At 72.2% G+C, this 18,303-nt stretch carries 17 protein-coding genes; 9 read left to right on the top strand and 8 right to left on the bottom strand.

The annotated features are described in order from the left end of the window. The first annotated feature begins 19 nt into the window (after positions 1 to 19). On the top strand, positions 20 to 274 hold the full coding sequence (locus ABD817_RS29960) for a Rossmann-fold NAD(P)-binding domain-containing protein (RefSeq protein ID WP_344921577.1): 255 nt from the start codon (positions 20 to 22) through the stop codon (positions 272 to 274). A 143-nt stretch (positions 275 to 417) separates the two neighbouring features. Here ABD817_RS29960 and ABD817_RS29965 read toward each other — a convergent pair whose 3' ends face one another. Together ABD817_RS29965 and ABD817_RS29970 are read right to left on the bottom strand one after the other, a co-directional pair. Beyond that, positions 418 to 1,302 carry a hypothetical protein gene (locus ABD817_RS29965; RefSeq protein ID WP_344921579.1) on the bottom strand — a complete coding sequence of 295 codons (885 nt, stop codon included), beginning with the start codon at positions 1,300 to 1,302 and terminating at the stop codon, positions 418 to 420. Between the two features lie 129 nt (positions 1,303 to 1,431). Further along, positions 1,432 to 3,069 carry an ABC-F family ATP-binding cassette domain-containing protein gene (locus ABD817_RS29970; protein WP_344921581.1) on the bottom strand — a complete coding sequence of 546 codons (1,638 nt, stop codon included), beginning with the start codon at positions 3,067 to 3,069 and terminating at the stop codon, positions 1,432 to 1,434. A 145-nt stretch (positions 3,070 to 3,214) separates the two neighbouring features. Here ABD817_RS29970 and ABD817_RS29975 point away from each other — a divergent pair, with 145 nt between their 5' ends. Next, positions 3,215 to 3,925, top strand: a complete 711-nt coding sequence (locus ABD817_RS29975; protein ID WP_344921582.1) for a TetR/AcrR family transcriptional regulator — start codon at positions 3,215 to 3,217, stop codon at positions 3,923 to 3,925. A gap of 189 nt (positions 3,926 to 4,114) precedes the next feature. Beyond that, entirely contained in the window at positions 4,115 to 5,710 is a 1,596-nt protein-coding gene (locus ABD817_RS29980) for a condensation domain-containing protein (protein ID WP_344921583.1), read from the top strand. Between the two features lie 166 nt (positions 5,711 to 5,876). On the opposite strand, the gene ABD817_RS29985 is transcribed toward ABD817_RS29980, so the two are convergent. Together ABD817_RS29985 and ABD817_RS29990 are read right to left on the bottom strand one after the other, a co-directional pair. After that, on the bottom strand, positions 5,877 to 6,779 hold the full coding sequence (locus ABD817_RS29985) for a serine hydrolase (RefSeq protein WP_344921830.1): 903 nt from the start codon (positions 6,777 to 6,779) through the stop codon (positions 5,877 to 5,879). Continuing rightward, complete coding sequence (locus ABD817_RS29990) at positions 6,761 to 7,669, bottom strand: LysR family transcriptional regulator (RefSeq protein WP_344921584.1); 909 nt, start codon at positions 7,667 to 7,669, stop codon at positions 6,761 to 6,763. Before ABD817_RS29990 ends, ABD817_RS29985 begins: the two co-directional genes overlap by 19 nt. 146 nt (positions 7,670 to 7,815) lie before the next feature. Between ABD817_RS29990 and ABD817_RS29995 the strand changes: the two genes are divergently transcribed. Both ABD817_RS29995 and ABD817_RS30000 read left to right on the top strand, forming a co-directional pair. Further along, positions 7,816 to 8,628 carry an aminoglycoside 3'-phosphotransferase gene (locus ABD817_RS29995; protein ID WP_344921585.1) on the top strand — a complete coding sequence of 271 codons (813 nt, stop codon included), beginning with the start codon at positions 7,816 to 7,818 and terminating at the stop codon, positions 8,626 to 8,628. 111 nt (positions 8,629 to 8,739) lie between these two features. Beyond that, positions 8,740 to 9,276: a dihydrofolate reductase family protein gene (locus ABD817_RS30000; protein WP_344921586.1), complete on the top strand. Its 537-nt coding sequence runs from the start codon at positions 8,740 to 8,742 to the stop codon at positions 9,274 to 9,276. A 159-nt stretch (positions 9,277 to 9,435) separates the two neighbouring features. Here the strand turns inward: ABD817_RS30000 and ABD817_RS30005 are convergent, their stop codons facing one another. Next, positions 9,436 to 10,215 (bottom strand): SGNH/GDSL hydrolase family protein, encoded by a 780-nt coding sequence (locus tag ABD817_RS30005; protein WP_344921587.1) that lies wholly within the window; start codon positions 10,213 to 10,215, stop codon positions 9,436 to 9,438. An 81-nt stretch (positions 10,216 to 10,296) separates the two neighbouring features. On the opposite strand from ABD817_RS30005, the gene ABD817_RS30010 reads away from it, so the two are divergent. The 4 genes from ABD817_RS30010 to ABD817_RS30025 all read left to right on the top strand — a co-directional run bounded on the left by ABD817_RS30010 (position 10,297) and on the right by ABD817_RS30025 (position 15,937). Further along, positions 10,297 to 10,437, top strand: coding sequence for a hypothetical protein (locus ABD817_RS30010; protein ID WP_344921588.1), 141 nt, complete (start codon positions 10,297 to 10,299; stop codon positions 10,435 to 10,437). A gap of 185 nt (positions 10,438 to 10,622) precedes the next feature. Next, on the top strand, positions 10,623 to 11,492 hold the full coding sequence (locus tag ABD817_RS30015) for an LLM class F420-dependent oxidoreductase (protein ID WP_344921589.1): 870 nt from the start codon (positions 10,623 to 10,625) through the stop codon (positions 11,490 to 11,492). Positions 11,493 to 11,585: 93 nt separating this feature from the next. After that, positions 11,586 to 15,365, top strand: a complete 3,780-nt coding sequence (locus ABD817_RS30020) for an nSTAND1 domain-containing NTPase (protein ID WP_344921590.1) — start codon at positions 11,586 to 11,588, stop codon at positions 15,363 to 15,365. A gap of 161 nt (positions 15,366 to 15,526) precedes the next feature. Beyond that, positions 15,527 to 15,937, top strand: coding sequence for a hypothetical protein (locus tag ABD817_RS30025; RefSeq protein ID WP_344921591.1), 411 nt, complete (start codon positions 15,527 to 15,529; stop codon positions 15,935 to 15,937). Positions 15,938 to 15,989: 52 nt separating this feature from the next. Here the strand turns inward: ABD817_RS30025 and ABD817_RS30030 are convergent, their stop codons facing one another. From ABD817_RS30030 to ABD817_RS30040, 3 genes are all read right to left on the bottom strand, one after another. Continuing rightward, positions 15,990 to 16,802 (bottom strand): SAM-dependent methyltransferase, encoded by an 813-nt coding sequence (locus ABD817_RS30030; protein ID WP_344921592.1) that lies wholly within the window; start codon positions 16,800 to 16,802, stop codon positions 15,990 to 15,992. Beyond that, on the bottom strand, positions 16,799 to 17,698 hold the full coding sequence (locus ABD817_RS30035) for a helix-turn-helix domain-containing protein (protein ID WP_344921593.1): 900 nt from the start codon (positions 17,696 to 17,698) through the stop codon (positions 16,799 to 16,801). Before ABD817_RS30035 ends, ABD817_RS30030 begins: the two co-directional genes overlap by 4 nt. Positions 17,699 to 17,951: 253 nt before the next feature. After that, on the bottom strand, positions 17,952 to 18,299 hold the full coding sequence (locus tag ABD817_RS30040) for a spore germination protein GerW family protein (protein WP_344921594.1): 348 nt from the start codon (positions 18,297 to 18,299) through the stop codon (positions 17,952 to 17,954). Between the last annotated feature and the right edge of the window lie 4 nt (positions 18,300 to 18,303).

An 18,303-nucleotide genomic window follows, 5' to 3' on the forward strand; every position in this document is an offset into this window, starting at 1 on the left:
GTGCTCCATTCGGAATCGAATGGCGAGAATTGTGCCGGCATTTCTCACCGTCCGCGAGTTCGGGCGGCTGGACGCGGTCGTGCTCAACGCCGGGATCGGCGGCGCCGGGCAGCTGGAGCCGCCGGGCGCCATCGACCGGTTCGACCGGATCCTCGCCGTCAACGTGCGCGGTACGGCGCTGGGCACCGGCGTCACCATCCCCGTCGACGGCGGCCTCAGCGCCAACAACGGCATCCTCCTCCCGCCCGCCTTCCCCGGCGACGAACCCAGATAGGAGTTTCGTCCGCACGACCTGGGCGTCATCCACCACGTCGGCGACCGGATCGTCGAGGCCCCCGCCGCGCCGTACACCGGGGAACCGCTCGTCGCGGTCCCCGTCCTCGTACCGGAAAGGGGCCGCCATGACACGGAGTCCCGTCAGCTCGACGGGACCCTCCGGTAGGCGCCGAGCACCCGGAGGGCCCGTAGGGTCTCGACCCCTCGGTACTCCAGGGTGGCGGCCGCGCCGGGAGGCTCCCAGTTGATGGCCCATCCTCCGTCCGCCTGCTGGTCGGCCGCGAGCCGGTCGAGGTGGCCCTCGATCACGTCGTCGGCGAACAACCGGCGCCAGCGGCTGCCGGGGTGGGGGGCGAGGTGCAGCGGGGTGACCCCGTACTCCGGGTCCGCGGGGTCGCTCCGGTACCACTTCAGCTGGGGGAGCCACTCACCCACCCGCTCGGCGAGGCGTTCGGCCCGGTCGCGGTCCGGGACGTGTTCGAGGAAGAGGAGCGTCTCGGACATGGCGTGCGCGTCCTCGGGGAAGCCCTTCTCCAGCGCCGACCAGCACCAGTCGGTGGCCCGGGTGAGCCACGGATGCTCCACCCCCATCCCGTGCAGCAGCCCGGCCAGCCCGGCGGTGGGGTTCAGCCCCGGCACGTAGGTCCAGTCCGACCAGTGCACGGCCCTCGGATAGGCCTCCATCACCGGCAGGGACAGGGGCACCGCCCCGTCGGGCGCGGCGACCGTCGCCAGCCAGTCACACGCGCGCGGCACCATCGGGTCGGTCGCGGGCACACCGGCCGTCAGCAATGTCTGGAACGTCTGGAAAGCGACCTCCACGTCGATGGGCAGGCTGTCGGGGCAACGCTTGTCGGGTTCGAGGCCGTGGCCGAAGCCGCCGTCCTCGTTCCGATAGCCGCGCAGGGCGTCCACCACCCCACCGGCGGGTGCCGCCTCGAAAAGGGTGGCGAACAGGCGGCGTTCGAGCAGGCGCCCCTCGCGGAGGATGAAGGCCCGAGCGGTGTCAAGGATGCTGTCACTCATGGTGCCCCATGCTGGCGGACACCCGGCCCGGTCGTCTTGTACGAATCGGACCCCGCCCGCGACCCCGTCCGCGAGCCCGAACCCGTACCCGAGCCCGCGCGAACATCGCCCGCCGTCGTCTCCGGGCCGTCACCGTGCGCGGTGGGCCCGGTCCGGCTGCCAGAGGGGCTCGCCGGACTCCTGGACCTCCCCGTCGGCACCGAAGATCAGGAAACGGTCGAAGTCGGCGGCGAACCACCGGTCGTGGGTGACGGCGAGCACGGTGCCGGAGAAGGAGGCGAGGCCGTCCTGGAGGGCCTGCGCGCTGGCCAGGTCGAGGTTGTCGGTCGGCTCGTCGAGCAGCAGCAGGGTGGCTCCGGACAGTTCGAGCAGCAGGATCTGCAGGCGTGCCTGTTGCCCCCCGGAGAGCGTCTCGAAGGACTGCCGACCGGCGGGGGCGAGCTCGTAGCGGGCGAGGGCGGCCATGGCGTCGTTGAGCGTCAGCGACCCGGCGGCCGTGACGATGTCGGCGGGAGTCCGCCCGGCCAGGTCGGGCCGGGCGTGCGTCTGGACGAAGTAGCCGGGCACGACCCTGGCCCCGAGGTCCGCGGTGCCCCGGTGGCGTACCGGCGCGGACGCCGGGGGGATCGCGCCGCCCCCCGATCCGGCCAGCAGCCGCAGGAAGTGGGACTTGCCGGAACCGTTCGGGCCGAGGATCGCCACCCGCTCCCCGTAGTGGATCTCGACGTCGAACGGCTCCGTCAGGCCGGTCAGCTCCAGGCGGGTGCAGGTGAGCGCCCGCTTGCCGGTACGGCCGCCGCGCAGGCGCATCCGGACGTTCTGCTCCTTGGGCGCGCTCTCGGGCGGGCCCGCCTCCTCGAACCTGCCCAGCCGGGTCTGGGCGGCCCGGTAGGCGGAGGCGACGGAGTCGTTGTTGGTCGCCTTCTGGCGCAGGGTGTGGACCAGCCGCCTGAGGCGGGCGTGCTCCTCGTCCCAGCGGCGGCGGCGCTCGTGCAGGCGCTCGTTGCGGTCGAGGCGGGCCTGGACGTAGGTGGCGAAGTTCCCGCCGTGAGTCCACACCCCGCGTGACTCCACGGTGATGACGCGGGTGGCCGTGTTGGCGATCAGCTGACGGTCGTGGGAGACGAGCAGGACGGTTTTCCGGGTGGCCCCCAGCTGTTCCTCCAGCCACTGCTTGCCGGAGACGTCCAGGTAGTTGTCTGGTTCGTCCAGCAGCAGGACCTGGTCGGGGCCGCGCAGCAGCGCCTCCAGCGCGAGCCGTTTCTGCTCCCCGCCCGACAGCGTGCCGACGTCGCGGTCCGCCACCTGCTCGTAGCCGGCGCCCATGGCCGAGGTGGTGCAGGCGCTCCAGGTGACCTCGATGTCGTAGCCGCCCGCGTCGGCGTAGTCGGCGAGGGCGCGGGCGTAGGCGAGCTGGGTCTCCTCCAGGTCGCGCTCGCCCATCGCGCGCTCGGCCCGCTCCAGCTCGGCGGTCGCGGCGCGCACCCGGTCCGGGGCCACCGACAGCAGCAGCTCGCGAACCGTCTGGCCCCCGCGAAGACCCCCGATGAACTGGCGCATCACGCCGAGCCCGCCGGACGAGGTGATCCGCCCGGAGGAGGGGCGGAGGTCACCGGCGATCAGCCTTATCAGGGTGGTCTTGCCCGCGCCGTTCGGGCCGACCAGCGCCGCGATGACACCGTCGCCGACGCGGAAGGACACCTCGTTGAGCAGCAGCCGCCCGTCCGGCAGCACGTAGGTGAGCTCGTCGGCCTCGACATGTCCCACGATGGAGTCTCCTCGAAGGTGGCGATCCTCAGCGTAGAGCGAAGGAACCGCAGCTAGAACATTGGTCATACACTATGAACATTGATCGGTACGCTTATCAAGGCATTAGGATCCCCGGAGTGGGAGAGGCAGGGATCGGAGAGTCGTGAGCGCTACGCCGGGCAGGAGAACGCGGCGCCAGAGCGGTGCGGAGGCGCCGGGGGTGTGGCTGCGAGCCCCACGCGAGGGCCGGGCCGAGCCGGTCGTCACCCTCGGGCGGATCGTGGGGGCGGCCGTGGAACTGCTGGACGAGGAGGGGGCCGACCGGCTGACGATGCGCCGGCTCGCCGAGCGGCTGGGGACCGCCGCCACCACGCTCTACCTGCATGTCGAGACCAAGGACGACGTGCTGGACCTCGCGCTCGACGCCGTGTTCGGCGAGGTGCCCGTCCCGCCGGGGCCGCGCGGCGCGTGGCGCGACGACGTCACCGCCCTGATCACCGAGTGGCGGGCCACCATGCTGCGCCACCCGTGGTCGGTGACGGTGCTGGACCGGCCCCTGCTGGGCCCCAACGTCCTGGCCCGTACCGAATACCTGCACGCCGCGCTGGCGGGGGCGGGTTTCACCGGGCCGGAGCTGACCGCCGCCGCCTACGCCCTGGCCAACTACGTCATCGGCTCCGCGACGATGCAGGTCGCCGGGGCCGCGTACGGCGAGGCGGGGTGGAGACGGGCCGCCGAGCTGCGGGTGCGATCCCACGTCGAGCGGTATCCGACTCTCGCCGCGCACGGGGCCCCGATCGGCAACGCCTGGGATCCGGTGTTCGTCACCGGGCTGGGCTACCTGCTGGACGGCATCGAGTCGCGGACCCGGTGAGGCGGGTCCGCTCCCGATGACCCCGGCCGTCCAGGGCTCGCCGCACCGGCACGGGCGGCGGGCCTTTCGACGGCGCGGCCGGGGCCGGAGAGCGGGGATGACCTGCCCGGATGCCGAGGGGGCGCGACGGCGGGTCCGGCTGCCGAAACACCTGTTGACACCGTGGTTCGGGAAGATCAGCCTTGTGGCGTGAATTCCGACGACGCGGCCTTTCCGCGAACTGATCGTGAAACGTTCCATGCCGAGATCGACGATCCGGCCCCGGTGTCGCGGGTGCGCCCGCCGGCCGAGGTATCGCGGCGTACGGTCGTCGTGGAGTTCGCCGGTGCCCGGGGCGGGGAGGCCCCGCTCACCTGGGGGCAGTCGTCGATCTGGCGGTTGACGACGTGGCGGGGCGACGATGATCCCTACTTCAACATGCCCTGGACGTTGCCGGTGTACGGCAGGCGTGATCTTGGTGCGGTGTTGGGGGCGGTGCGGCGGCTGGTGGAGCGGCACGAGACGTTGCGGACGAATTTCCGGCAAGGGCCTGAGGGCATGACGCAGCATGTGGCGCGGGCCGGGCGGTTGGTGGTGGAGGTAGTGGAGGGGGACGGGGGTGTTCGGCCGATGGGGTTGGCGCGGGAGGTGGCCGTGGGGTTGGCGGCGGAGGTGTTCGATTACGCGGTGGAGTTGCCGGTGCGGTGTGCGGTGGTGATGGTGGGGGGCCGGCCTCGGGCGGTGGCGTTCGGGTTGTCGCATCTGGCGGTCGATGGGGGTGCGCTGGATCTGCTGGCGGCCGACTGGCGTGATCTGCTGGCGGGGGTCGAGGGGCCTGATCCGGTGTGGCAGCCGATGGATCAGGCGCTTTTCGAGCGGGAGGGGCCGGGGGTCGAGCGGGGGGAGCGGGCGTTTCGGCATTGGCGGGGAGTGCTGGAGCGGGTGCCGCGTTCGATGTTCGACTATCCGCCCGCTCCGATGGAGGAGCCGAGGTTCATCCGGGTGCGGATGGACTCGGTGGCGTTGGGGGTGGCGACGGAGGTGCTGGCGGCGCGCTGGCGGGTGAGTTCGGCGAGTGTGCTGACCACGGCGGGTGCGGTGTTGTTGTCGGTGTTGACCGGGCATCGGCGGGTGGTGATGCAGCTGATCGCGGCCAACCGGCACGACGCGCGGATCGGCGGGCTGGTGGGCCCGGCCGCCCAGGACGGGATCTTCGCGTTGGATGTGCCGGAGGGGACTCTGGCCGAGGCCACCCGGCTGGGGCACCGGCAGGCGCTGACCGCCTATCGCCACGCGCTCTACGAACCACTGAGGCTGATGGCGATGCGCGAGGAGCTCGGCCGCGAACGAGGCGGCCCCATCGACCTGTCGGCCTACTTCAACGACACGCGAGGCGGCGGCGACTGGCCCGACCTGCCCGCGGTGGAGCCGCCGGGAGACCCCGCCGCGATCGCCGCGCTCACCGAGCGGACCACGTTCTCCCCGGCGGGTTCCTGGGAGCACGTGGACGCCACCACGGTCCAGTTCATCACCGGCCAGGCCAGGCACACCTGCGAGCTCCACCTGCTGGCCGACACCGCCTACCTGCCCCGGACCACGGTCCACGCGCTGCTGCGCGGGATGGAGACCCTGCTGGTGCGCGCCGTCGCCGAGGACGTCCCTCTCGACACCGTCGCCGCGCTGTGCGACCTCACCCCGGTCGAGCGTCCTCCCGGCTGGGAACGTTCCCAGCCGGGCCCGGACGGGGAAACCACGCGGGCGCCGAGCTCGCCCGGACCCGTCGCGGCCGGGACGGCCGGCGGGTGAACCGAGGACCCTTCAGAGTCCGAGGGGCCGAGTCTGAGGGGCCGGGACGTCACCGCCCCGGCGGGATCCGCCGGGGCGGTTTCGCGTCGCCGGGAAACCGCACGGTCCTCGGCGGAAGCAGGGCTTCCTCGAGTCGGTGAGTCGGTGCAGGCTCGCGGAGGGCCGGTCACAGGTGGCGCAGCCGATCACGGAGGGTACGCGCGACCTGTGCCATGAGCGCCTCGGCTTCGGGCTGGCTGCTGGCCGGCACGCGGGACTCGGTGAGGACGGCGACGCCGAAGACCTGGCCGTCGGCGTGCTCGACGACGCCGACCTCGTGGCGGAGGTTGAGAAGCGTCCCCGTCTTGGAGGACCACTTCGACGCGTCGGAGCTGAAATCGGGCGCCAGCCGATGCCGCAGGACGTTGTCGGCCATGAGGGCGCGTACACGCTCGGCGACGCCCGCGTCGATCGCGGACGGCGTCCACAGCGCCCGCAGAAGGTCGACGAACGCTCGCGCGGATCCCGAGTTCGCGCGCGTCACGTCGAGCTGCGGGACCCGATGTCCCCGCCCGGCCGTTCCCGCCTCGATGGCGAGGAAGTAGGCGAGGTGGGCGTCGGCCTGGTCGAGGCGTTCCGCCGGGGTCTCGACGAGTTCCCGGATGGTGTGGCGGACCGTGACGCCTCGCAGCCCCAGCCCGTGCAGCAGCGCCGCGACCTCGGCGGGCGGGGTGAGGGCGAACAGCGCGTCCGCCGCGGTGCCGTCGCTCACGGCGGTACTGAGGTAGAGCAGGTCGTCGACGGCGATCCTGGCCGGGTGCCGGAACTTACTCAGCCCGGTCGGCCCCGGAGTGGTGATCCCGCCCGGTCGCACGAGGATCTGCGTGGAGCCGTCGAGCTCACCCCTCCGGATGCGTTCGAGCGTCGCGATGGCGAGCGGAATCTTGACGAGCGAGGCGATCGGGAACTCGAGGTCCGGCTCGATGCCGATCTCCTCCCCGGAGTGCAGGTCTCGTACCAGGAACGATCCGCGCAGCCCGGCGTCGTCGAGCGTCCGCCGGAGGTCGCGGATCAGGCTCTCGACTCTGATGGCGCCCCTCCCTCCCGCTCGCGCGCGCCGAGGCAGCGGGCGATCGCGTGCCACAGCCGGGTCCGGATGCGCTCCGCGTCGTCCCCGGCGGCGGCCGACACCTCGAAGCCGCGGACGAGCTGGATCTCGCCGGTCGGGCGCCAGTGCAGCCCCAGTTCCTCGGCCTGCCCGGCCGAGCACAGGAGGAGATCCGCCGAGCCGAGGACCTCCGCCGTGGCGGCGGTGAGCGTGGCCGAGACGCCGACCTGCGTGGGCTGGAGCCCGACGGCGTCCCGGATCCGGAACATCCGGTCGCGGATGTGGGGGACGTCGTCCTCGGGCTGGATCCAGATCCGGCTCCTGCGCGACGACCGCGCGGCACGGCCGGGCCGGAGGGTCTCGACGTAGACGGTCGCCACCGGCAGGTCCGCGGCGCCGGCGAGGCCGAGCCGTACGGACCAGGTCGCGTCACCGGGCGGTACGGCCGTGAGGGCGGCGCGGACCTCGCGAGATCGGACGAGTTCCGCCCGTTCGGCCGGTGCGGCGGCATGGAAGTCGAGGTAGATGCCGTTCCCTCGGGCCTCCGCGTCGAGGCGCGCGAGGTCGCGGACGGCGCAGATGTCGGGAACGGCGAGGCGAAGGGGGCTGAGCTTGGCCCGTTCCGCCTCGTGCTCCATGTCGTCGGCCAGGCGGACGAGACGCCTCGCCGACGGAAGCATGTCGCGGCCGAACCGCGTGAGCATCGCCCCGCGCGACGACCGGTCGAACAACCGTTCCCCGAGATGCCTCTCCAGGGCGGCGATCCGGCGGCTGGCGACCGACTGCGGCACGCGCGTGGCCGCCGCGCCCTCCGTGAAGCTCCCCCGCTCGCTCACGTTGACGAACGCGCGCCAGGCTCCGAGGACGTCCACGAGGCAAGTCTATGTCGTTTCAGCATGGAACCGACCCTTCCCGGCTGTGGCGGCATCGAGCCCATGTGATCAACCCGTGGCCACCAGGCCCTCCGGCCGGAAAACCGTTTGTCACCGGCGCCGTCTCCCTGAAGGATCGGATCCTCATGAGCCGACCTGTCATCTCCGAGATCCCGACCGGCCCCGTCACCGTCCCCGGCGTCGTCACGGCGCTCGCCGCGGGCGACACCGTCACCCCGGTGTGGCGCAACGAGCTGGGCGGCCTGACGTTCCGCCTCGAAGACGGGCGCGGCGGCACCAGATACGCCAAGTGGGTCGCCACCGGCACCCCGGAGATCGACCTCCCGGGAGAGGCGGAGCGCCTGGAGTGGGCGCGGCGATGGGTGACCGTCCCGCGGGTCCTCGACCACGGTACGGACGCCGACGGCGCGTGGCTGGTCACGGAGGCGGTGCCCGGCCTGTCGGCGGTGGATCCCCGGTGGAGCGACGCCCCGGCGACCGCTGCGGCCGCGATCGGCCGGGGGCTGCGCCTGTTCCACGACGCCCTGCCCGTGGACCGGTGCCCGTACGACTGGAGCGTCGAGCGGCGGCTCGCGCGTGCCGACGAACGTATCGCCGACGGCGAGGGACCGGCCGACTGGTTCCCCGAGCACCGGCACCTGGGGCTCGCGGAGGCCCGGGCACGCATCGGCGAGCCGCCCGCCGTCGACCGGCTCGTCGTCTGCCACGGGGACGTGTGCGTCCCCAACACCCTGCTGCACGACGACGGTACGTTCGCCGCGCACGTCGACCTGGGCTCGCTCGGAGTGGCCGACCGATGGGCCGACCTCGCGGTCGCGGCGTGGAGCATGGACGAGAACTACGGCCCCGGCTACGACGGCCTCGTGTACGACGCGTACGGGATCGTCCCGGACCCGGAGCGCGTCGACTACTACCGCCTGCTCTGGGACCTGGCGTGACCGGCCCGCCCGTCCCGCGGGAAGCCGTAAACAATCCGTAAACCGGTTCCGCCACGCTGAGGGCACATCGAAAGAGCGGGCCGAGGGGCCCGCCACCCTTAGGAGCAGATCATGAGCAAGGTCGTCGCGGTCATCTACATCTCGATGGACGGCGTCGTGGAGGAGCCCGCCTGGACCGGCCCGTACTGGAACGACGAGCACGCCAGGTTCCAGAGCGGCCAGTTGCACGCCAGCCGGGCGCTGCTGCTGGGACGCAAGACCTACGACGGCATGTCACAGGCCTGGCCGAAGATGGAGGGCACCCCGGGGGCGGAGCAGATGAACGGCCTGCCCAAGTACGTCGCCTCGACCACCCTGCGGGACGCCGAGTGGAACGCCACCGTGATCCAGGGGGACGTCGCCGAGGAGGTCGCCAGGCTCAAGGCCGAGCAGGGCGGCGACCTGCTGATCTACGGCAGCGGCGAGCTGGTCACCTACCTGATCGAGCACAACCTCATCGACGAGCTGAAGCTCTTCCTGCACCCGGTCGTGGTCGGCTCCGGCCGGCGGCTCTTCCCCGACGGCGTCAACACCTCCTCCTGGAAGCTGGCCGGCACCGCGGCTTTCAGCTCCGGCGCCATCGTCCTGGACTACCGTCCGGCGGCCTGACGACCGCCGATCCACCGCCGAAGCCGCCACGCGGGGCGGCTCCGGCGTGGTCACCAAGCGGGCCCAGAACTCCGCATCCCACCGGGTCACGCCATCCCCGGCCTCACGCCATCCCCGGCCGATCGTGCGCGGCCCCGGCGGGCCGCTCAGCCGGGTCGCTCAGCCGGGCCGCCGGTCCGGGGGCGGGCCGGACGGCGACTCGAAGCCGCTCGTCATGACCGGACGCTTGGGGAGGATCCCGTCACCCGACGAGCGGCCCGTCAGGCGGCGGCGCAGCCAGGGGGCGAGGTACGCCGAGGCCCAGCGCAGGTCGGCGAGCAGCGCCGGTCCGGTCCCGGGCGGGCCGGAAGGGGACGGGGTAGGGAGAGGGGCCGCGCGGCCGAGCGTCGCCAGGACCTGGTCGGCGACCCGGCGGTGGCCCAGCGGGTTGAGGTGCAGGCGATCGGCGCTCCACAGTTCGTGGCCGTCGAGCGCCCGGTCGTCGAACAGGTCGACCAGGTAGGCGCCGTGCCGCTCGGCCACCTCCGTGACCAGGTCGTTCATCGCGACGATGCGGGGCCGCAGCACCCGGGGCAGCGGGAGACGCGCGCTCATGTCGGGGAAGCGGAAGAGCAGCACGTCCGCGCCCGACGCGCGCAGCCGGGCGACCGCCCGGTCGAAGCGGTCGCGCATCGCGGCCAGGTCGAAACCACGCCACAGCGCGTCGTTGCCGCCCCCGGAGAAACTGACGAGTGACGGGCCCATCGCGATCGCCGCCTCGACCTGCCGCGTGACGACGTCGTCGAACCTGCGCCCCCGGACGGCCAGGTTCGCGTAGCCGAAGTCCGGTGAGCAGAGCTCCGCCGCCACGAGGTCCGCCCACCCCCGGAACGTGCCGTCGGGAAGCGGGTCGCCGACCCCCTCGGTGAAGCTGTCGCCGATCGCGACGAAGCCCGTCACGGCGTCCGCCGCGGGTCACGTCCGAGGTGGGCGACGAGCCGCCGGGCGTCACTCGCCCGCCGGCCGAGTTCGAGAATGTCCATGAGGCTCAGCCTAGGGTCCGACTTCGCGGTGCGCCCGACCCGTCCCGGCCTGGTCGTCGGCTACGGCGCCGTCCCGCTCGACCGGATCGACGACGGCCTTACCCTGTTGCTGTCGGTCATCGGCGCCGGGGAGGCGTGAGCGCGCGGGGAGGAGCGCCCGCGAGGCCCGCCGGACGGTGGCGCCAAAAGCGAGTGCCGCCCCGCGCCGTTCCAGATGTAGATCTTTCCCTCCGGCTGGGACGCCGCGGCGCCGCGCGCGATTGAGCGGTGTGGTGCGCGGAATGATGGTCGGTGAGTTCGTCCGGCCGTCGACGGGAGCCATGGATGCGGATCGGTGTTGTCTTTCCCCAGACCGAGATCGGCGCGGACGCGGGCGCGGTGCGCGCCTACGCGCAGGGTGCCGAGGAGCTCGGCTTCCGGCATCTGATGGTCTACGACCACGTCGTCGGTGCCGACCCGGAGGTTCACCGGGGCTGGAAGGGGGTTTACGACATCGAGTCGACGTTTCACGAACCGATGGTCCTCTTCGGGTATCTCGCCGCGCTGACCTCGCTGGAGCTGGTCTCCGCGATCGTCATCCTGCCCCAGCGGCAGACGGTCCTGGTGGCCAAGCAGGCGGCGGAGGCCGACCTGCTCAGTGGCGGGCGGTTGCGGCTGGGCGTCGGGCTGGGGTGGAACCAGGTCGAGTACGAGGCCCTCGGCCAGGACTTCGGCACCCGGGGCAGACGCGTCGAGGAGCAGGTGGAGTTGATGCGCCGGTTGTGGACCGAGCGGTCGGTCACCTTCGAGGGCACCTACGACCGGGTGACCGGGGCGGGGCTCGCGCCGCTGCCGGTGCAGCGGCCGATCCCCGTCTGGTTCGGCGCGCAGTCGCCCCCGGCGTACCGGCGTATCGGGCGGCTGGCCGACGGCTGGTTCCCGCAGGTGCCCTTGGGCCCGGCGCTGGACGAGGCCAGGGCCACGATCGAGGAGGCCGCCGTACAGGCGGGACGCGACCCCTCCGCGCTCGGCATGGAGGGCCGGGTGAGCTGGACGGGCGACGCGGAGGAGACAGGCGATCTGGCCCGCCGGTGGCGGGAGGCCGGTGCCACCCACCTCGCCGTCAACACCATGAAGGCGGGACTGAGCTCGGTCGACGAACACCTGAGCGCGCTGGAGGCCGCGGCCGAGACACTCGAACCGCGAAAGGACTAGTGCGCCGGTTGCTCGACGGGGGAGAGATGTCCTCCTCCTGACAAATGTCCGGAGCCGTCGGACGGCCGAGGGCGCCTGTTCTACGATCGCGGCATGGAGGAGGCCAGGGCGCGGTTCGCCCGGCGATTACGGGCGTTGAAGGACGCCTCGGGACTCTCGGTGCGCGCTTTGACGATCGCCAGCGCCCGTACGCCTCGCCGCCGCGGGGGTCAGGATCCGATCCGGCTGCCGCGCAGCACGGTCGACGGGATGATCAGCCAGAGCAGGCCCGTGCGACCTGAGCGGCACAACTTCGAGGTGTTCGTCGACACCTGTATCCGGGTGGCCGCCGAGACCGGGCGCGTACTGCCCGATGGGCTCGGTGACCGGGAGGCGTGGGACCAGGCGTACCGGGCACTGAGCGATCAGATCGAGGAGCGCGAGCCGACCCGCTCCGTCCCCCGAGTCGTCCGTACGGCGGAACCGCCGTCGCCCTACCGGGGGTTGGAGGTCTTCGGCCCCGCCGACGCCGCCTATTTCTTCGGCCGCGACGCGCTGACGGCCGCGCTGCTGGACCGGATCACCGGCGCCGGCGGCCTGCTGATCGTGATGGGCCCGTCAGGCTCGGGCAAGTCCTCCCTGCTGCGGGCCGGTCTGGTACCCGCGCTCACCCGTGACGCCGCCACCGCCCCGGTCGTCTTCACCCCGGGCGCCGAACCGCTGCGAACCCTCCGCGACCTGGCTAGGACCGGCGACGAGGCCGGCCCCGACCGGCTGGCCGAGATCCTCAGGACGCGGTGGTCGAACAGGGCCGTCGTCATCGACCAGTTCGAGGAGGTGTTCACCGCCGGAGAGGAAGGCCACCGTGGCGCGTTCGTCGAGTTCGTCACAGCGCTGGGGACCGGCGCGGGCGGTCCGCCGGTGGTCGTTCTCGGGGTGCGAGCCGACTTCCTGGGCCACTGCGCCCAGTACTCGGCCCTCGTCCCCGCGGTCGAGCGCCCGGTGGTCGTCACCCCGATGACGCGGGAGAACCTGCTGGAGGTCATCACGGGCCCCGCGCGGCTGGCCGGCCTGACCCTACAGGACGGCCTCGCCGAGCTGCTGCTGGAGGACCTGCGCAGTGATCGCGACCACGCCGACGCCGTGGGCGTGCTGCCGCTGCTGTCTCACGCGCTGCGTGAGACGTGGGCGCACCGCGAGGGGACGGATCTGACGTTGGCCGGGTACCGGGTTTCGGGGGGCATCATCCGGTCGCTGGCCCAGAGCGCGGACGCCACCGTCAACGGCCTGGACCCGGTTGCCCGCCAGACGGCTCGCCGCCTGCTGACACGGCTGGTCCACGTGGGCGTCGACGCCGCCGACACCGCGCGGCGGATGCCGCTCACCGGCCTGCCCGCTGATCCGCGCCTGCGGCAGGTGCTGGAGCACCTGACGCGGGCCCGGCTACTGAGTGTCGATGCCCAGAGCGTGCAGATCGCCCACGAGGCGCTGATCCGCGGCTGGCCGAGGTTGCGGACCTGGATCGAGGAGGACCGCGCCGACCTGGTGGTACTGCAGCGTCTGGACGCCGACGCGGCCGCCTGGCAGGAGGGCGGGCGCGACACGGCCTACCTGTACACCGGCAACCGGCTGCAGATGGCGCGCGACGCCTACAGCGCGGCCTCGTGGGCGCGTCCGGCCGACGACTCCCTGGCCCACGCCTTTCTGACCGCCTCGCAGGAGGCCGCCGCCCAGGCCAGGCGCGCGGTCGTGCGCGGGCGGCGGCTGGCTCGGGCCGCGCTGGTCCTGGTGAGCGTCCTGGCCTTGGCGGCGTCGGTCACCGGGGCGCTGGCGATGCGCACGGCCGACCGGGCCGAGACGCAGCGCCGCGAGGCCGTGTCACGGCTGCTGACGGCGCGCAGCGACGTGATGCGCACGGCCGACCCGATCGTGGCCGGCCTGCTCGCCGCGACGGCCTGGCACTACACGCCCACCGAGGAGGCCAGGTACGGCATGCTGGCGGCGCTGGCCACCCCGCTGGAGGCCGTGCTGAACAGTCCGTCCGCCGACATCAGCGCGGTCGCCGTCGGCCCGGACGGTAAGACCGTCGCGACGGGAGACATGAGCGGGACGATGCGTCTGTGGGACATCACCGGGCGCTCCAAGGGGGCGCCGCTGACCGGACACCGGTCCGGTGTCTACCCCGTCGTGTTCAGCCCGGACGGCGCCGTCATCGCCTCGGGCGACGGGGATGAGGAGCATGACGGCGTCGTCCTGATCAGGGACGCCGCCACCGGCAGGCCGCTCACCTCGCCGCTGACCGGCCACCGGGGCAGTCTGAGCGCCATCGCCTTCAGCCGGGACGGCGCGACGCTGAGCACGGCCGACGAGAACCAGATCGTCCAGCGCTGGGACACCAGGACCTGGCGCCGGCTCGGCCCCGTCTTCGGACCGCTGCGCGAGGGCGATGACGCCTGGACCCTCTTCGGTCCCGGAGGCTCGGCCCTGGCCGTCCGGACGGACCGCTTCAGCGACACCTCGAGCTGGCAGGTCTGGGACCTGGCCACCCGCCGGCCGTACGGACCCCCGATCGTGGCCGGTGAGCTGGCGTTCAGCCCGGACGGCCGGACGGTCACCACCTCCAACGACAACTTTGGGGAGGACAGCGGCCTGGTTCAGCAGTGGGACCTCACCACCCACCGCAAGATCGGTGTCCCGGTGCGCGTCGGCACGTCGGTCTATTCGATGACCTACAGCCCCGATGGCCGGACCGTCGCGATCGGCGGCGGTGACGGCGTCGTCCGGTTCCTCGACGCCCGCACCCGCCGGCCGACGGGGGCCGTTCTGCGCGGGCACAACACCTTCGTCTCCGACCTGGCCTACTCCGCCGACGGCGCCCATCTGATGACCACCGCCACCGAGCGCAATGCCCGCGTCTGGGACACCACGATCTGGGCCCAGGTACCCGGACCCGCGCCCGCGCTCGCCGCCGGCCGGTTCATCAGCACGGCCGCGATCAGCGGCGACGGCCGCGCCATGGCCCTCCAGATGGGGACGACACGCCCGCACGGTCCCTCACGGGGTTCCGTCCGCCTCCTGGACGCGGCCACCGGGCGACCGGACGGCGACCCGCTCGACCTCGGGCCGGGCGGCTCCTTCTCCAGCAGCGTCGTCCTGGGCCGTGACGGCCGCCTTCTGGTGATCAGCGCCGGTCGTTTCCTCTCCGGCGAGGATGGCGGCATGACCAGCGACGGCAACCGGCTCAGGGTCATGGACCTGGTGGCCCGCCGCCAGGTGAGCACGATCGACCACCTCCCAGACTCGATCAGCGCCATCGCGATCAGCCCCGACGACAGCGTGATCGCGACGGCGGGGGCCAATCTCACGCTGCGCGGCACGACGACCCTGCGGCAGGTCTCGGCCTCGCCGGCTCTGGACTTCGATGTCTACGCCATGACCTTCACCCCCGACGGCAAGGCGGTCATCGCGGCGGAGACCAACGGCGCCGACACCGGAGGTCTCATCAGGGTGCTGCGCGTCAGCGACTGGGCGCAGATCGGCAACCCCTTCCCCAGCCCCGCCTCCGTCACGGCCATGACCCTCAGCCGGGACGGCGCCTACCTGGCGACAGGCGAAGGCGACGGCTCCCTGCGCCTGTGGGACGTCCGGTCGCGGCGCCAGATCGCGGTCGCGCCGCCCGTCGGCTCCACCGAAGAGCCGGTGAACATGGCGTTCGCCCCGGAGGGCACCACCCTGCTGGCCGTGGCTCGCGACGGCACCGCCAAGCGGTGGCCGCTGCGGCTGGCCTCCGACCCCTACCGGCGGGTGTGCGCGGTGGCCGGCCGGTCGCTGACGCCGAAGGAGTGGCGGGAATTCCTGCCCGAGGGTGAGCCGTACACGGCGACGTGCCCGTGAGCCGTCCGGCGCCGCCGGACACCGTGGAATCGGCGGCGGCCAGGGCCTGACCAGGCCGGATGAAACCATTCACCAGGAAGGCGTCCGGTCTGCTGGCCGGACAGGCCGGCGCGTCCGCACCGTGGGCCTCGACCGAACCTTCCGCTTCCTGGAGTCCTTCCATGCGTCGTACCTACCCGCTCACCGCCGCTCTCCTGTCCACCGCGCTGCTGGCGGCCGTCCTTTCCACCGCGCCCGCCCAGGCCGCGTCCGCCTCAGCCGGAGGAGGCAGGTGCTCGGGAACGAGTTGCTCGTTCTCCTTCTCTCCCGCCACGACGGCCGCGATGAAGAAGGCCGCCGACCGGGCCGGCTGGCTCGCCGGACCGACGGCCGACATCATCTGCCTCCGCATCCCCAACCGCGTGGTCGGGCTCGCGTGCTCGGCGGCGCTGCTCTTCCCCTACAACAAGGCCAAGAAGCGCCTGATCGAGGCCCACGCCAAGGGCGGCTGCTTCGTGGTCAAGGCCCAACTGGGGTTCACCGTGCCCATCAGGTTCACAACCGCCTCGGCCGGTGACCCCTACTGCGGATGATCCAACCGTGGGAGTTCGGCCCCTGCCGGTCGCCCGGCACGGGCCGTCCTCCTCAGCGCGGCGGGATCCTGCCGAGACCGGCGACGACCTCGAACGCGTGCTCGGGGAACGGATCGTCGGCGGCGGGGCGCCAGTCCGCCGCCAGGACGAGCCCGGGTTCGAGGAGCTCGAACCCCTCGAACAGTTCGCCGACCTCGCGCATGGTGCGGAGCCGTACCGGGTTGCGGGTCTGCCCGTACACCGCCAGCCCGGCGGACGCCTCGTCCTCCGGCATCGTGTCGGAGCAGGCGTGGGTGAGCCCCAGGTAGCTGCCCGGCGCGAGGGCGTCACGCAGCCGGGCCATGAGGTCGCGCGCCGTGCCCCCGCCGTTTCCAGCGTCCTCGCCGTCCCCGACGATGAAGTGCCACACCGCGACCGTGAACACGCCGATCGGCCTGGTGAAGTCGAGCGTGGCCCGCACCCGGGGATGGTCGAGGATCTCCTGCGGCCGGCGCAGGTCCCCGTGGATCGTCAGCACGCCGGAGTTGTCCACCGTCGACTGGTTGTGCGTGACGACCGTCAGGTCGTTGTCGACGTACACGACGCGGGCCTCCGGGTGGATCCCGCGCACGACCTGGTGGAGATTCGGGGGAGTGGGCAGGCCGCAGCCGATGTCCAGGAACTGGTCGATACCGGCCTCTGCCATCGCCCTGGCGGATCGCAGCAGGAACCCGCGGTTGGCCCGGCACGCGTCGGGGACCGTCGGGAAGTGGGCCACCAGCATCTTGACGGCCTCCCGGTCCGCCGCGAAGTTCTCCTCGCCGCCGAGCATGACGTCGTACATACGGGCCGCACTCGCCTGCGACGCGTCACTGGGATGGGTCACCGGGTGCCTTTCTCTGAAAGTGGGCGGTCGTCCATTACGTGGAGGCGGTCACAGATCCTCATGAGGAGCGCCATCGTGTCGCCACGCTCGCGGGCCGCGATCGAGAGCCGGTCGAAGGTGATGGCGTGCTCCTCGCGAAGGGACCGTTCGGCGACCTCGTCCCTCTCGCCGTGCACGGCGACCATCTGGGGCCGGCCGTGACCGCTGCGGAAGATCGTGAAAGGCCCGTAACCGGGCATGAACCGTGAGCCCATCGGGTTCACCTGGATGCTGACGCCCTTCATCTGGGCGGAGGCGGTCAGCGCGATGAGCTGGCGGATCTGCGCGTCGACGCCCGCGATCGGCCGCCACAGCACGGGCTCCTCGATCACGGCCCACAGCACGGGCCGGTCGGCGCCGGAGAGCACCTTCTGGCGGCGCAGCAGCTGCTCCACGCTCTTCTCGACGTGCGGGGTCGGGGTCGGGTACCGGCTCATCCGGTAGGCCGCGGCCGCGTACTCCGGGGTCTGCAGGAGCGGCGGGATGACGAACGGCTGGTAGGTACGGATGAGGTCGGCGGTCTGTTCCAGGCGCATCACCACCGCCGCGTCCAGCGGGAGCTCCTCGCTGTCCCACCAGCCCGGTTTGCGCTCGCCGAACGCCACCGACAGCAGCATCTCCCGCTGGTACGGATCGGTGATCCCGTACAGGGTGAAAAGGTCGCGCAGGTCGTTCCTGCGGAAGCCCCGCTGCCCGGTCTCCATCCGGCTGATCTTCGACTCGCTGGCGCGGATGGCCTTGCCGGCCTCGGCGGCGGTCAGGTTGCACTGGAGCCGTAGCTGCCGGAGCCGGGCGCCGACGATCTGGCGCGCCATGTCGCCGACCCCCGCCTGAGCGTTCACATCCCCTTCGAGCATCTCCACCTGCCGAACTACCGATGGGAGCCGTCGCCGTCCTCGACTTGCCATGGCAAGATCACATAGAAAGTGAAATTGAGGCTATTGCTTGTTTTCTCCTACTGTCTAGGGATTTCAGATAGCGTTCCACTAAATTTCAAGATCACAAAACTTGCGGAAGGCGCCTCCGGTCAAGGCCCGTCCCGGGCGGGTGGGCCGACCGGACAGCGGGCGGCGGGGGCGGCGCGGGATGTCCGGCGCGCCGCCCCGGCCGCTACCGCCTCGTCGCCGCCCTGGCGCGGGCACGCGCTATGGAACGCACCGTCAGCAGGGCGGCGACGAGGACGAGCTGTCCGCCGAGGACGATCCGGTTGACGTCCACCACGGGTTGCCAGCGGACCTCGGAGTCCCTGATGACGAACACCCCGGTGGCGGTGACGCCGAAGCCGAACCCGCCCCCCGTCCCCTCCGAGGGACGCTCGCCCTCCCGGTTCCCGCCGCCGCCACCGCCACCACCGGCGACCCTGGCGACGGGGATGATCGTCATGCCGTCCTGGACGATGGGCTCGCCGAAGACCCGCCTGATCGAAACGGTGTCCTTCGCCTGTTCGATCATTTCCATGATG

The sequence above is a fragment of the Streptosporangium oxazolinicum genome (assembly GCF_039537505.1).
Taxonomy (GTDB): Bacteria; Actinomycetota; Actinomycetes; order Streptosporangiales; family Streptosporangiaceae; genus Streptosporangium; species Streptosporangium oxazolinicum.

Coding starts and splice junctions, on each gene's coding strand:
- ABD817_RS29995 (WP_344921585.1), top strand. CDS start 7,816: ATGAGCCGACCTGTCATCTCCGAGATCCCGACCGGCCCCGTCACCGTC.
- ABD817_RS30010 (WP_344921588.1), top strand. CDS start 10,297: ATGAGGCTCAGCCTAGGGTCCGACTTCGCGGTGCGCCCGACCCGTCCC.
- ABD817_RS30040 (WP_344921594.1), bottom strand. CDS start 18,299: ATGGAAATGATCGAACAGGCGAAGGACACCGTTTCGATCAGGCGGGTC.
- ABD817_RS30000 (WP_344921586.1), top strand. CDS start 8,740: ATGAGCAAGGTCGTCGCGGTCATCTACATCTCGATGGACGGCGTCGTG.
- ABD817_RS30020 (WP_344921590.1), top strand. CDS start 11,586: ATGGAGGAGGCCAGGGCGCGGTTCGCCCGGCGATTACGGGCGTTGAAG.
- ABD817_RS30015 (WP_344921589.1), top strand. CDS start 10,623: ATGCGGATCGGTGTTGTCTTTCCCCAGACCGAGATCGGCGCGGACGCG.
- ABD817_RS29960 (WP_344921577.1), top strand. CDS start 20: ATGGCGAGAATTGTGCCGGCATTTCTCACCGTCCGCGAGTTCGGGCGG.
- ABD817_RS30025 (WP_344921591.1), top strand. CDS start 15,527: ATGCGTCGTACCTACCCGCTCACCGCCGCTCTCCTGTCCACCGCGCTG.
- ABD817_RS30035 (WP_344921593.1), bottom strand. CDS start 17,698: ATGCTCGAAGGGGATGTGAACGCTCAGGCGGGGGTCGGCGACATGGCG.
- ABD817_RS29965 (WP_344921579.1), bottom strand. CDS start 1,302: ATGAGTGACAGCATCCTTGACACCGCTCGGGCCTTCATCCTCCGCGAG.